The sequence below is a fragment of the Bacteroidia bacterium genome (genome assembly GCA_023228875.1).
In the GTDB taxonomy this organism is placed as follows: domain Bacteria; phylum Bacteroidota; class Bacteroidia; order NS11-12g; family UBA955; genus JALOAG01.
This window is the reverse complement of record JALOAG010000003.1, coordinates 230,417-245,568: the sequence shown is the minus strand read 5'-3', so window position 1 is coordinate 245,568 and position 15,152 is coordinate 230,417. Positions and strand designations below refer to the sequence as shown.

The window sequence follows — 15,152 nt, the reverse complement described above, 5'->3', positions numbered from 1 at the left end:
GTTGCTCTTAAAAAAGTCTTCTGATTATAGCTTCAATTGTAACACCTTCGGCATCTGCTTTATAGTTTTTCACAATACGATGTCTTAAAACATTCAAAGCTACTGACTGCACATCTTCAATGTCCGGAGACAATTTTCCTTTCATCAAGGCATTACACTTCGCTCCCATTATTAAATACTGCCCAGCTCTTGGACCGGCTCCAAACGACACATAATTATTAATAAAATCTGGTGCAAGTTGATTGGAAGGTCGGGTTTTTGCAACCAAAGCAACTGCGTAATCTACAACATTATCTGCGACCGGAACTTGACGAACTAACTTTTGGAATGCTATTATTTTTGATGCATCGGTTACTTTCTCCGGTTTTGACTGGCTTTCTACTGTTGTTTCCTTAATAATTCTTACTTCTTCTTCAAACGAAGGATAATCTAACACGATATTAAACATAAACCTATCTAATTGAGCTTCAGGCAAAGGATAAGTACCTTCTTGCTCAATAGGGTTTTGAGTAGCTAAAACAAAGAATGGCAACGGTAGTGGATATGACTTTCCGGCAACTGTAACATTCTTTTCTTGCATAGCTTCTAATAATGCTGCTTGGGTTTTGGGTGGAGTACGGTTGATTTCATCCGCTAAGACTATGTTTGAGAAGATAGGACCCTTCAGGTATTTGAAATTTCGATTTTCATCCAAAATCTCAGAGCCGGTTATGTCGGATGGCATTAAATCAGGTGTAAATTGAATTCGGCTAAAAGTTAGGTCTAATGACTCGGAAACTGTTTTAATAAGTAAGGTTTTGGCTAATCCGGGTACACCAATCAATAAACAATGTCCGTTACTAAAAATAGAAGTCAACACAGAGTCAACAACTGCCTCCTGTCCAACAATTACTTTACCAATTTCACGTTTTAAAACACTAATTGTTTGTGTAAACTCAGTTACTAAGTCCAATCTATTTTCCATTACCTTTATTTGCCTTTTTATTCCAATTGTCAATGAAATCGCACTTTAAATACTCGTCATTAATCTCTATGTAAGTATTTTCAAGTCTTTTCATCAGCCATTCGTTCATTACTTCCTCACGTTTTTTTTCCAAAGCATTAAACTGAATTCTTGGATAGTCATCCTTTAAGTTTGCTTGGTGAGGTTGGGTTTCACTTTTCAAATAAAACAATCTAATAGCTTTGATACCATTAGGCATGTCCACAATTTCCGGTTCTGACAATTGTCCGGGCATTAATTTTGACACAGCAGACATCATTTGTTTATCTAAATATTCAATGGATATTTTGGAAGACCCGGTTTGAGGGTCAGTAAACATTCCACAAGCACCTTTGGTTTGATCATCATCTGAATACTTGGATGCTAATTCACAAAAAGTAGCATCATTTTTTATAAACACATTGCGAATGCTATCAGCCAGATGAATTGCGTCTTGCACATCATAAGACGTAAGTTTTGGTCTGATTAATATATGCAATACCTCTACTCTTTCTCCACGTCTTTCAATCATTTTTATGATATGGAATCCGTATTTTGTTTCAATGATTGGAGAAATCGAATCCTTTTGGAGTTTAAATGCGGCTCTTTCAAATTCAGGCACCATCTCCCCGCGCCCGAACTCATCGAGAGCCCCGCCTCTTTCTGCGGTATATCTGTCATCACTGAAATTACGAGCCATTTTGCCAAAATCTGCCCCTCGTAATACAATATCTTCTCTAATCTTACGAATGGATTCAAGTGCATATTCTTTCGCCAAGTCTGAAGATTGTGGATTAATAATAATTTGACCCAACTCAAATTCAGCCTTAATAAGAGGAATACTGTCTTTAGGAATCTTATTGAAGTACTCTTTTACTTCACTTGGACTTATTTTGAGATCTCCTGTAATCTTGGATTCCATCGTCCTTGACAATAGTTGTTGTCTCATTTTAGGACGCATCTCTTTCTTATATTCAGTTAGAGACTTCCCAAGATATTCCTCAAGCTTTTTTTCTCCTCCCATTTGACCTGCAAAATAGCTAAGTCTGCGGTTCAATTCATCCTCCACTTGATCTTCAGACACCGGGATACTATCCAACTCAGCCTGCATAATCATTAACTTTCTTTTGATTAATTCATGAAAGATTGCACATCTTAATTCATCAGAAACAACTTCGCCACTTTCTTTTATTTGTTCAATTTCTGCTTCCAATTCACTGCGGAGAACGATTTGATTCCCAATTTTTGCTAATACAAAATCGACAATCTTTCTGGGTGGTTCTTGACTAAAAAGCTGACCTGAAAGCAACAGAAGCCCAACCAATACAAGACGAGTCGGTTTGATTAATTTATCCATGTTTTAATTTCTCCTGATTTAATTGCTTGATTAAGCAGTTCTCTGCGTTTTTTTTCTATATACTGAGCTTTCCTTTGCATAATAATGTACTTCTTAATATTATCTCTCTCGAATTCCAACGGAGTAATGTCGTCTTTTATTTTAAGGTCAACGAAGTTAACCAAATATATAAATCGTCCTTCGGTTAATTCTACAAAACGATTGTTTTGAAGAAACCTTTCTTGATTATAATTTGAGGATATAGGGATCTCTATTAATACATCATCAAAATAAAGCCAATTGTTGTCCAGATAAAAGTTTTCTGCTTTTTGTTCTGCAAAGATTCTGATGAGGCTATCATTCTGCTGAGAAGGGTTCTTGATAAGATTTTTAACTTTTGCTAATTCTTTGGCAGCAATATCCTTTTCTACTTTCACATAGCGAATCTTCACAATATTCTTCCTTAATTGAAAATTTTCCTTATTTGCTTCATAATACGCATTTATAGCACTGTCACCTATTGTAGTGTCAGTAAAATTATTCATCCACAATTTCTCTAATTCATAAATCATGAGATTCCGTTTGTACTCTTCTAAAATTTCACTAATTAGCGGTGATTGCTCTGATACTTCTTGCTTTGCTTGAAGAAGAAAGAACTGGTCTTCAACCCACTTTTCTACGTATCGTCTTAATCGAGTAGCGCTGTCTCCTTCAATGGTTTTTACAAACTTCTCTTGGGGAATATCTTCCAAATACAAAGATTTATCACCGACTTTAGCTAACAGGTTTTTCCCTTTGTCAGGCAAAATGTTTGTACAACTAATAACAGAAACAAGAATAATGGCAAATAATAATATTAAAGCGGTTCTTTTCATCAAAATAACATCCAATTATCTCAAATGGAAAAGTACTATTATTTGAGATAATATCCAAAATTAATAACTATGAAACATCAACATGAAGATGTAACCAGCCACATAGCCAATGAGTGCTAACCATGAAATCTTTTTAAGATACCAAAAGAAAGAAATCTTTTCCATACCCATTGCAACAACACCTGCTGCAGATCCAATGATTAACATACTTCCCCCTGTCCCGGCTGCAAAAGCAATAAAGTGCCAGATATGTTCATCCATAGGGAAGTTAAACATCCCCATACTGGCTGCTACCAATGGGACATTATCAATTACAGCAGAAGCCGCTCCCAAAATAAAGATAAACATCTCGTTAGACATTACATGCTGCACTTCTTGACCGAGATTGAAAATAATACCTAAGGATTCCAATGCTGCAACCGTCATTAAAATTCCAAGGAAGAATAACACAGAAGGCATTTCAACTCTTGATAAAGCACGCGCAGTTGGGCTTTGGTGATGTTCGGCAGTTGCCAAAACATTCAACCCAGACTTGGATTGTTTCATTTTTAGGATTTCAGCAGTAATGGCAACAATTGAAAAAGAAAACATCATACCAAGATATGGTGGTAAATGTGTAATAGATTTAAAAATCGGAACAAATACTATCATGCCTAAACCAAGGAACAACATGAGTTTACTGTATTTCGAAGGGTTTTTATCTTCTGTATTTTCAAACTCCCCTTTGAACACCGGCAAGAAAGAGCCTATAATTAATGGAATAGCAAGACATAATATACTTGGGACAACCAAATACTCAATTAATTTTACAGTGGATACCTTTTTACCAATCCACAACATCGTAGTGGTAACATCTCCAATCGGAGTCCATGCGCCTCCTGCGTTTGCAGCAATAATAATAAAACCTGCATACCAGATTCTATCTTTATTTTCAGGCAATAGTTTGCGCAATATTGTGATTAATACGATTGTAGCTGTAAGATTGTCAATAATCGCTGACAAGAAAAATGCAAGGATTGAAATCACCCACAGCAAAGTTCTTCTGCTCTTAGTTTTGATAAATCCCTTAACGGTACTAAAACCATTAAAATATTCAATCAATTCCACGATTGCCATTGCACCAATAAGGAAAATTAAAATTTCAGAAGTTTTACCAAAATGATGCAGTAACGTATTTTCTAATAAAACTTGTTTCTGTTCAGACAACATACTCGAAAATCCATCAAGCATTCTGCCATTGTGGGAATCAAACCAATTTGGAAATCCGTCCAAGCCAATAGCAATAGCAGTCCAAGCCAATACCATCATGATTAAAGCCGGAACTAATTTGTCTATTTTTAAACTATGCTCGAGAGTGATAGCTAAATAGCCAATGATGAATACAAGAACAATGAATGTTATCATAAAAAATAAAATTTATTGGGCGCAAACTTAGTTTGATTTTCGAATAAAAAAATCATTTTTGATAGTATTCACATACTATCTCAATAGTGGATTAATTCACTATTTTTCTTGTTGCAATCTGTTGACAACCTCCATATTAACACTTACCGGATATTTCATTTTCAAACTTTCAATCCAATGACTTTCAAGTTCAGATTGGTAATCGCTGGTAACATGTCCTCTAATTTCATCAAGTTCTTTGAGAGAAGGAGGTAAAAACTTATTGGCTCTGACAATATATAAAGTTGAGCCTTCCTTTAATTCTGTATAATAATTGCCTTTTGTATTCTTTGCATCAGCCTTGTCAAATAGTAAATCAACAGCAGGGTCTTCACCTTTAGAAAACTTACCTTTCTTAACCGATAAGGCAAGCGGGTCAGCCTTCTTGTAGTAATTTATAATACTGTCACTAGCAATGCCCTTAGCTATCATCTGAGAAATCTTCTTCTCTATTTCCACATTTGACACAATGAAAATGTCAGCGTCAAACCTCTCACCCCACTGATATCTTTGCTTATTTGCATTATAGAACTCCTGCAAACCAATAGAATCTTGCATACTCTTGGTCCAAATCATTTCATCCATAAGACTAAACAACAAGATACCTTCTTTATATTCTTGAAGAAGATGTTGAAAATCGGGACTGAATTTCTCTAAATTATTTTCATAATAATTCATCAGGCTGACAACCTGAAACTCTTTAAAATACTTTTTGATTAATCCCTCTTTATTGGCATTTTCAGCAGGGCTTTGAGCACCTTCAATAAATTTTGCAAAATCAGCAACTGTCAGCTTTTGGTCAGCATAAGACAGAATTATCTTCGTTGCATTTTTATCTGCAACATACTTCCATTTGCCCTCAGTAAGTGTTTGGTCTTTTGCAAATGACTTTATGAATTTCTTCAACACTTTTTCACCCTCTTTCAGATTTAACTCTTTGCTAACACGCGCAAACACCACTTCTGTATTTTGTTGAGAACGCGAATCTCTGCTAATGCGTTGGGACAAGGTACCCAAAACTTTATCATAAGATTCAATCGGTCTGAGTGAAATGCGTTTTATAATGTGTACGCCATAATTAGTCTTTACGGGTTTAGATATATCCCCATCATGTTTCAAACTAAAGGCTGCTTCTTTGAACTCAATTGGATATTGACTTGTGCGCTTAAACCATTGTAGCTCGCCTCCTGTTGCAGAAGAAGTGTTATCTTCTGAATAAAGTTTTACCATTTCTTCAAATGTTTTCTCACCTGAATTAATTTTTGAATATATGCTGTTTGCTTTTTCCATTGCTTGCGCAATTTCTTGTTGAGTTGCATTCTGATTTAATTTAATCATGATATGCGACACTTTGATATCTCCATCTGCCGGACGCTTATTATTGACTTTTAGAATATGATAACCAAAATCTGTTCTAAAGACAGGGCTTACATCTCCTACTTTCGTATTATATGCCATAGACTCAAAAGGATAAACCATCTCAAATGCCGTAAAATACCCTAACTCACCTTTGTTGTATTTTGCAGAAGGGTCTTGAGAGTATTTCTCAGCTGCTGTTGCAAAATCCATTTTACCTTCAATAATTAAATTACGAATACTATCTAAAAGCTTACGCGCCTTCATTGTGTCCAATGGATTATCAAAATTCTTTACAACAATCAAAATATGAGATGCATCAACCTCTTCCTTCATTCGACTGTACGCTTCTTGCATTAAATGCTCATTTACCGTTTTGTCAGTAAGAAATGGTCGGGCAATTTGCTTCCTATACATTACTAACTCATTTTTAAAACTCGGCAATGTGTCAAATTGCTTATCATAAGCATCTTGAACCTTTAGTTTAAAGTTGATATAAAGGTTCAAATAATCATTGATATCTTTTTGGGTTATCTGCTTTTTTTCTATTGACTGATTTTTTAAGAACCCTCTCTTAAACTCATCATAAGTAACTTTATGGTTTCCGTAGGAAAAAACCACATCATCATTATGTTGGCAAAAAACTGTTGCAGACAATAGCAAAGCCATTGTCATCAATTGAACTTTTAATATCTTCATAATAAATTGCAATATTTCATTTTTGATTGAGCGCGCAAACTTACACTTGATGAAATAAAAAAGCACTAACAATTTTTATTCCAATGAACACCATACATTCATGTTTAATCGAAAACACAAGTAATCACATACAATATCATTCATCTTTTCAATTCAAAAAAATCAAATAGTTTTGCCCACTCAAGTTTATTTCACAATCACATCTCAACAAAGTGAAAAAAATAGCATTGCATTGGAAAATACTCATTGGGTTAATAGCTGGGATAATTTGGGCATTTAGTTCAATATACTTTGGATTTAATTCATTCACTCAAGACTGGCTCTCTCCTTTTGGAGTCATTTTTTTGAATTTGCTCAAACTAATCGCCATCCCATTAGTCATGTTTTCAATTATTACAGGAATTGCTGAACTTTCTGACCTTACAAAACTCGGACGAATGGGGACAAGAGCACTCATTATTTTCGGAATCACAACATTCATTGCTATCATTGTTGGACTTGGAGTTGTGAATCTTTTTGAACCGGGAAAAACAATCCCTATCGAGCAAAAAATAAAAAACCGTATCACATACGAAAAATGGGCGCAATCCACTCCCGACATTCATTTAATTGACAACAAAAACATTTTGTCGGATCCAAAATACTCCAATGAAGTATCAGAAAGTGGTAATGAAAGCACATTGAACAATAGCAAACTTGCAGAAAAAATTGAGGTTGCAACAAAAACAAAACAACAATCTCCGCTTTCATTCTTAGTGGAAATTGTTCCGGACAATATTGTAAACTCCCTGTCTAACAACACACTACTTCTTCAAATCATTTTCTTTTCAATCATTTTTGGCATTGCAATCAAAAAAATTCCTAAACAATATAGCGAAAATCTTACTTTCTTCTTTGGCGGATTGAATCATATTTACCTTAAGATGGTAGATATTGTAATGTCATTTTCTCCTTTTTTTGTTTTCTGCTTGATGGCAGGGAACATGACCGAAATGGCTTCTAACATGACCGAACTGATAGACATACTTTCTGTTTTACTCAAATACAGCATAGTAGTAGTATCAGGACTCTCAATCCTTTTGTTCATAATTTATCCTTCACTTTATATCTTTTTAGGTGTCCAACAACCTGAGAACAAGAGTTTTATATCTCGTTATAAATTTTTCTTTAAATCAATGGGACCTGCCCAACTCCTTGCATTTTCAACAAGCTCAAGTGCAGCAACCCTACCCGTTACAATAGAATGTGTTAGCAACAATTTAAAAGTTTCCAAAGAGACGACCAGTTTTATTTTACCTATAGGTGCTATTGTCAACATGGATGGCACTGCTTTATACCAAGCGGTAGCCATAGTGTTTTTAGCTCAACTACATTGGATTGATTTGACCATAGCACAACAAATGACCATTGTATTAACGACTGCATTGGCATCCATTGGTGCAGCATCAATCCCAAGTTCCGGACTCATTATGCTTATCATGGTTTTGCAGTCTGTACACCTCAATCCCGCATGGATTGCAATCATTCTACCAATTGACAGAATTTTAGATATGTGTCGAACAGTAATCAATGTTACCGGAGACTCAATTACAGCCACAATTGTTGAGAAAACAGAACAGAAAACAAACAATTTAAGCCGTTAGTAAAAAATAGACAAACACACACCAATCGAAACAACATATTACAAATTATAAATTATATATTTGCCCACCATAATATTAAGAAAGCATGATCACAAAGACTACATTCCAATCTATTCTATTCGCAACAGTCGCAACTGTCTTTATCAATAATGCCCACGCACAAACTCACCATGTTTGCGGTTCTGATCAAACATTAGAAGAATGGAGAAAAGAGAATCCTACCATATTTAACGATGCGGAAACCGCTGGAAGTTCTACTACCAATGGAAGACGTACAAAGGTTACAATCCCTGTTGTTTTTCATATTATTCATGCAAATGGACCAGAGAACATTCCGGACTCCAAGATATTTGATCAAATAAAAATTTTAAATGAAGATTATAGCGCAACAAATCCTGATGTTGGCAATGTAAGAAATTCTTTACATGCACCTTTTGCTCCGCTTGTTGCGAACTTTGAAATAGAATTTGTACTCGCAAAGAGAGATCCACAAGGCAGATGTACCAATGGTATAGAAAGAATTTATTCAACAATTGGAACCAATGCCAGAGATAATGTAAAAGAATTAGTTCTTTGGCCTCCGGATCGTTATTTAAATATATGGGTAGTTACTTCAATTAACTCTTCCGGTGCAAAAGGTACTGTATTAGGTTTTGCTAATTTCCCATGGATGACCCCGTCTAAAGATGGCGTTGTTATCATTGCGAGCGAAGTTGGTTATTCCGGTTTTGATCAAGGGCGAACTCTGACACACGAAGTCGGGCACTATTTAGGACTCCTGCACACGTTTCAAGGTGGCTGTACCTTCCCTAATGACCGTGTAGATGACACTCCCTTAGTGAAAGAAGAATTCACAAACACATCTTGCCCTCCCACCGGCAATAGTTGTTTCTATGATGCAAGTGGAAAAGTTGTTTTAGACACTATGTATGACCAATGGGAAAACTACATGGACTATTCACATGGTTGTCAAGTAATGTTCACTCATGGACAAAAAGAAAGAGTTGATTTTTACCTTACAAGTAAAGAATTTTCCAGACATAAACTTTATTCTGAAGAAAACCTTGAATTCACAGGCATTTCCGGTTCTGCCTCAAAACCGGTTGCAAGTTTCAGAGCAAACAAGACAGTAATTTGTGCGGGCAGTCAAATTCAGTTCTCATCAATTCCTTGTGCCGGTATCAATATTACAAATAGAACATGGACATTTGAAGGAGCGGATGTAACCACTTCTTCTGATGTTAATCCATTAGTTACATATTCAAATCCCGGTAAATTTGCTGTAAAACTTAAAGTTAGCAACTCATCAGGCGAAGACGAATTTGAAATCAAACAATATATTCAGGTTCATGCTGCTACAACCCCTCAAGTAGGCCTTTTTGAAGGCTTTGAGGAAGCTAAAGGAAACTCATTTACTAGTTCAGGTTTATACCAAGTTGCAGAACCCGGATATTATCCTTTTGAAGTTGTAAAAAACATCAGCTATGACGGCAATGTTAGTTTAAAAGCACCTATTAACTCTTTCAATTTTGCCTACAGATATGCTGTTGAGTCACCCGGGCTTGACATGACTAAGATGGGTGGCACTCCAATACTGTCTTTTATGGTTGCGCATGCAAGAAGAGATGCTACAATCCAGGATGTTGTAAGAGTATATGTTTCTCAAGACTGTGGTGCTACATGGCAACAAGTGGTACAGCGCAATAGCACTTTCCTTTCTACTTATCCAGGATTTGGAGTTGGTGTTGTCCCACAGACACAGGATGATTGGAAACGTTATGATTGTCCTTTAAATAGCTATAGCAATGCTACTAATCTCAAAATTAGAATTGTTGCTGAAAGTGGTGGAGGTAACCCAATTTACATTGATAATATAAATTTAAGTCAATACTACACTTCCGTTCCTACACTTGACAAACCACTCGATGTTGTAATTTTCCCCAACCCAAGTAACAGCAACTTTACAATTCAATTAGCGTCTGTGAATGCAAATACCTTTGCTAGAATCTCAATAGTTGATATCAATGGAAAAGAAATAGCATTATTAAACAGCAATAAAATTCAGGGACATAATCTTGCAATTGAAATTAACCCTAAAGACTATAACATCAGTGCCGGTTTATACTTTGTTAAAATTTTTACTGACGAAGGAATATCAACTAAGAAATTGATAATTACTGATTAATACGTATTATGTCAAAAAAACTGTTTCTCCCTTTATTCACTTCTCTTCTTCTATATTTTTCTGTTCATCACGTTTATAGCCAACAATGCGGAACAGATCAGCGTTTTGAAGAATGGAAACTTGCAACCCCTAATTGGCATGATCCTATTGCTGAATCAACAACCAATCAACAAACTGAACGCAGAAGTGGTAAAATCATTATTCCCGTAGTTTTTCATATAATAAATACGAATGGACCTGAGAACATTTCAAACGAGCAAGTTTTTGACGCAATACGTATATTGAATGAAGACTTTAACAAGTTAAATGCTGATACTCAAAATGTTCGCAACAATGCCAATGCGCCCTTTAAGCCTCTGATAGCTGATATGGAAATTGAATTCCAATTAGCAAAAAAAGACCCACAAGGAAATTGCACAAATGGAATCAATCGCATAACATCTTCATTACACATTGATGCAGGAGATAATGTTAAAAGTTTAATTAAGTGGCCTGTAAATCGGTATCTGAATATATGGGTAGTAAGCTCAATTTATAGCGGTAATGGTAGTGGAATCATATTGGGATATTCCAACTTCCCATTCATGTCTGCAAGCACAGATGGTATTGTTATGCGCTCTGATGCTGTTGGCTCATTTGGTGCAGCTAATCCACTATACCAAAGAGCTTTGACACATGAAGTCGGGCACTATTTAGGACTTTACCATACATTCCAAGGTGGTTGTAACGAAAGTCAGGGTGGTGATTTAGTTGCCGACACCCCTCCCGTATCTGCACAATTTTCCAACTCCGGATGCAACCCAACCAACAAGAGTTGTGCTAACAATCAATATTACGATCAGTGGGAGAACTTCATGGACTACTCCCATGGCTGCCAATCCATGTTTTCAATTGGTCAGAAGAATCGAGTTTATGGATTTTTACAAAGCAATGATTACACAAGAAAAAATCTCTATAGCAATGAGAATTTAGAATTTACCGGTATTCTACCCAAAGCCGGTGAAAAGCCTTTTGCTTTCTTCGAAAGTGATATTCAAATTGTTTGTGCCGGCAGCCCTGTGCAATTTATGGATAATTCGTGTAATGGTCTTGTATCTCAAAGAACTTGGGAGTTTGAAGGAGGTAATATTCAATCCTCAAATCAACCCTCGCCTATTATCATATATGATGAGCCGGGAGAATATAATGTAAAATTGACTACAACAAATAGTGTTGGTTCTTCGTCTTATGAAATAAAAAAATATATAAAAGTACTCCCAAAAGTTGCTGCCTTAACCGGTATTGCTGAAAGTTTTGAGACCAATAATTCCTTTTCATTAGAAGGCATCACTCAATTGACGGGTACCGGATTTGACACCTTTGCAAAAGCAAATGTTGGATTTTATGGTAATAATAGCATAAAAGCCAATATTACCAATTCTAATACTGGAACCCGCTTTGTTTTAGAAACTCCTTCAATGAACATCTCCAAGATGGCAGGCATGAATCCAAAGATTTCATTTATGGTTGGCTATGGAAGACGCAACTCAACTGCTATTGACTACATTAGAATCTACGTATCTGAAGATTGTGGAAGTACCTGGAAACAAAAGGTACAAAGATTGAGCGCGCAATTTTCATCAAGTGTTGGATTTGTGAGCAATTTCACACCTTCTAATCAGAATGAATGGAAAAGAATTAATTTTTCACTATCTGAATTTGAAACTTCTACAAGTATTAAAATACGCATTGAAATAGTAAGTGGAGGAGGCAATCCAATTTTCATTGATGACATAAATATCAGTCAATATTTCACATCAATTAGTGATATAGAACTGGATGCCTTGATTAATATTCATCCCAATCCAAGTACGGACTTGTTCAATATTCATTTGAATCCACTGTTCTTAAACAAAGAGACTTCCATCACATTATTTGACATGTCCGGTAGAAATATTGCAACAATCTATGACAACAATATTGCCGAAAAGGACTTGATTCAAAACATAGATTTAAGAAGTAAGGGGATTAAACCCGGCATTTATTTTCTGAAATTTGAAACAAATGAGGGCATATTCACTAAAAGACTGATATTTGCCGACTGATTACAAGTCGCTGTAATCTAGTTTTAGTAAATAATATATGTCGAAAAAAAACCTCGTAATTGTAGAATCTCCTGCTAAGGCAAAGACAATTGAAAAGTATCTCGGTAGTGATTTTTTAGTCAAATCCAGCTATGGTCATATCAGAGATTTAGACAAAGGAGATAGCGCAATAGATCTCAACAACAACTATCAACCAAAATATGTTGTTCCCGCTGACAAACAGAAATTAGTTAATGAACTCAAAAAATTAACCAAAGAAGCTGACACAATCTGGCTTGCATCGGATGATGATCGAGAAGGAGAAGCCATTTCTTGGCATCTGTCTGAAGTATTGGATTTAAAAAAGAAGAACATAAAGCGTATTGTATTCAATGAAATTACAAAACCCGCCATTGAACATGCCATTAAAAACCCAAGAAGCATTGATATCAATCTTGTTGATGCACAACAAGCACGCAGGGTTCTTGATAGACTTGTAGGTTATGAACTTTCACCACTTTTATGGAAAAAGGTTAAACCTTCTCTATCAGCAGGCAGAGTACAATCTGTTGCAGTGCGTTTAGTAGTTGAGAAAGAAAGAGAAATTAGAGATTTTACTACAAAATCAGATTATCAAATAAGTGCCATATTTAATTTCCAAGGTGCTACTTTTAAAGCCGTATTGGATAATCGTTTCCCAACCGAAGAAGAAGCTATTTCATTTTTAGAAAACTCTAAAAACTCAATATTCACAGTACAAAATGTAGAAACAAAGCCTGTTCAACGCAATCCTTCACCGCCTTTCACTACGAGCACATTACAACAAGAGGCTTCAAGAAAGTTTGGCACCCCGGTAAGCACGACCATGCAATTAGCACAAAAGCTATATGAAGAAGGACACATAACATATATGAGAACGGATTCATTAAACATGTCCGACTTGGCAATTAGTGCTGCCAAAAACACTATTACCAATGAATACGGAGCAAACTATTCACATACAAGAAAATATACCACCAAAACTGCAGGAGCTCAAGAAGCACATGAAGCAATAAGACCAACAAATTTTAATGTTCAATTTGCAGGTGAAACAGAAAGAGAAAAGAAACTCTATAATCTCATTTGGAAACGTGCAATTGCTTCACAAATGTCGAGTGCAAAACTTGAAAGAACCACTATTGAGATAAAATCAAACAATCATAAATTCATCTTTATTGCGGAAGGTGAGGTAATTAAATTTGATGGTTTTCTGAAAGTGTATATGGAATCCAACGATGACGAAGAAACTGAAGAAAACACAAGTATTTTACCACCGATACAGAAGTCAGACACTGTTGTAGCTGATTCGGTCACTGCTGAACAAAAATATAGTCGTCCACCTTCAAGATATACGGAAGCAAGTTTGGTAAAAAAACTTGAAGAATTAGGTATCGGCAGACCTTCTACCTATGCTCCCACTATTTCAACAATACAAAAAAGAGGCTATGTTGAAGTAGGAAAAAAGGAAGGAGTTGCAAGAGAAATAAAAACCCATACCCTCAAGAAGAATAATATAACTTCAACGATTCAATCTGAGAAAACAGGCTCTGAAAAAGGAAAATTAATTCCTTCGGATATTGGCACTTTAGTAACAGATTTCCTTTCAGAACATTTTACCAAAATTATGGATTATGGGTTTACTGCCTCTGTAGAAAAGGAATTTGACGATATTGCTTCCGGGTTGCAAAAATGGAGCAACATGATAGACAAATTCTACCACCCGTTTCATACGCTCGTTACAAAGACAGCCACTACCGCAGAGAAAGTTACCGGTGAAAGAGAGGTCGGAATTGATCCTAAAAGCGGAAATAAAATTGTTGCTAAAATGGGGAAATTTGGACCTTATGTACAGATTGTTGAACCTGATGAAAATAAAAAATCACAATTTGCAAGCCTCAGACAGGGACAAAGTATTGAAACAATTAGTATTGAGGAAGCTTTGGATTTATTTAAGCTCCCACGCACAATTGGCAACTTGGAAGGCACAGAATTGGTTGTCAACATTGGCAAATTCGGTCCATATATTTTACATAACAAGAAATTTTACTCTCTACCCAGGACGCTCGACCCTCTGTCAGTAAATGAAGAAGAAGCTATCATGGTGATTCAGGCAAAACGCAATGAAGATAAAAACGCTGACAAACTACCACTTCAGATTGGCGAGTGGGAAGGCAACGCATTAGAAGTCAATAAAGGCAGATTTGGACCTTATATTAAATACAAATCAAAATACTTCTCATTACCAAAAGGTACAAACCTCTTTGAGATAAACAAAGAGAAGGCTATTGAAATTATTCTTGCCAAATCTCAAGAAGAAGAGAAAAAAGTAATCAAAAAACTGGGAAGTGGAGACAAAGAAATCGTAATCCAAAACGGCAGATATGGTCCATATTTCTCTTTTGGTGGTAACAACTACAAATTAGGTAATATTAATCCGGAAGCATTGACAATTGAACAAGCAGAAGAAATTATTAAAAATACCCCTGCAAAATCAACGTCAAAGAAAAAAAGGAGTGAAAAATAGTTGTACA

The 15,152-nt window shown here is 35.8% G+C and carries 9 protein-coding genes; 4 read left to right on the top strand and 5 right to left on the bottom strand.

Features of this window, described 5'->3' with window-relative positions; translation table 11 throughout:
* Positions 1–7 precede the first annotated feature (7 nt).
* The 5 genes from M0R38_05435 to M0R38_05415 form a co-directional block, all read right to left on the bottom strand.
* Positions 8–964 (bottom strand): MoxR family ATPase, encoded by a 957-nt coding sequence (locus M0R38_05435; protein MCK9481188.1) that lies wholly within the window; start codon positions 962–964, stop codon positions 8–10.
* Positions 954–2,339 carry a peptidylprolyl isomerase gene (locus M0R38_05430; GenBank protein ID MCK9481187.1) on the bottom strand — a complete coding sequence of 462 codons (1,386 nt, stop codon included), beginning with the start codon at positions 2,337–2,339 and terminating at the stop codon, positions 954–956. The genes M0R38_05435 and M0R38_05430 overlap by 11 nt, the downstream gene beginning before the upstream one ends.
* Entirely contained in the window at positions 2,327–3,193 is an 867-nt protein-coding gene (locus tag M0R38_05425) for a hypothetical protein (protein ID MCK9481186.1), read from the bottom strand. The genes M0R38_05430 and M0R38_05425 overlap by 13 nt, the downstream gene beginning before the upstream one ends.
* A gap of 60 nt (positions 3,194–3,253) precedes the next feature.
* Positions 3,254–4,597 (bottom strand): sodium:proton antiporter NhaD, encoded by a 1,344-nt coding sequence (gene nhaD / locus M0R38_05420; GenBank protein ID MCK9481185.1) that lies wholly within the window; start codon positions 4,595–4,597, stop codon positions 3,254–3,256.
* A gap of 99 nt (positions 4,598–4,696) precedes the next feature.
* Positions 4,697–6,691, bottom strand: coding sequence for a peptidylprolyl isomerase (locus tag M0R38_05415; GenBank protein MCK9481184.1), 1,995 nt, complete (start codon positions 6,689–6,691; stop codon positions 4,697–4,699).
* A gap of 212 nt (positions 6,692–6,903) precedes the next feature.
* Between M0R38_05415 and M0R38_05410 the strand changes: the two genes are divergently transcribed.
* The 4 genes from M0R38_05410 to topA all read left to right on the top strand — a co-directional run bounded on the left by M0R38_05410 (position 6,904) and on the right by topA (position 15,145).
* Positions 6,904–8,334 carry a dicarboxylate/amino acid:cation symporter gene (locus tag M0R38_05410; protein ID MCK9481183.1) on the top strand — a complete coding sequence of 477 codons (1,431 nt, stop codon included), beginning with the start codon at positions 6,904–6,906 and terminating at the stop codon, positions 8,332–8,334.
* A gap of 85 nt (positions 8,335–8,419) precedes the next feature.
* Positions 8,420–10,519: a M43 family zinc metalloprotease gene (locus M0R38_05405; GenBank protein ID MCK9481182.1), complete on the top strand. Its 2,100-nt coding sequence runs from the start codon at positions 8,420–8,422 to the stop codon at positions 10,517–10,519.
* Positions 10,520–10,527: 8 nt separating this feature from the next.
* The gene (locus M0R38_05400; GenBank protein MCK9481181.1) at positions 10,528–12,603 is read left to right on the top strand and encodes a M43 family zinc metalloprotease; all 2,076 of its coding nucleotides are present in this window, start codon (positions 10,528–10,530) and stop codon (positions 12,601–12,603) included.
* A gap of 37 nt (positions 12,604–12,640) precedes the next feature.
* Positions 12,641–15,145 carry a type I DNA topoisomerase gene (gene topA / locus M0R38_05395; protein MCK9481180.1) on the top strand — a complete coding sequence of 835 codons (2,505 nt, stop codon included), beginning with the start codon at positions 12,641–12,643 and terminating at the stop codon, positions 15,143–15,145.
* Positions 15,146–15,152 lie beyond the last annotated feature (7 nt).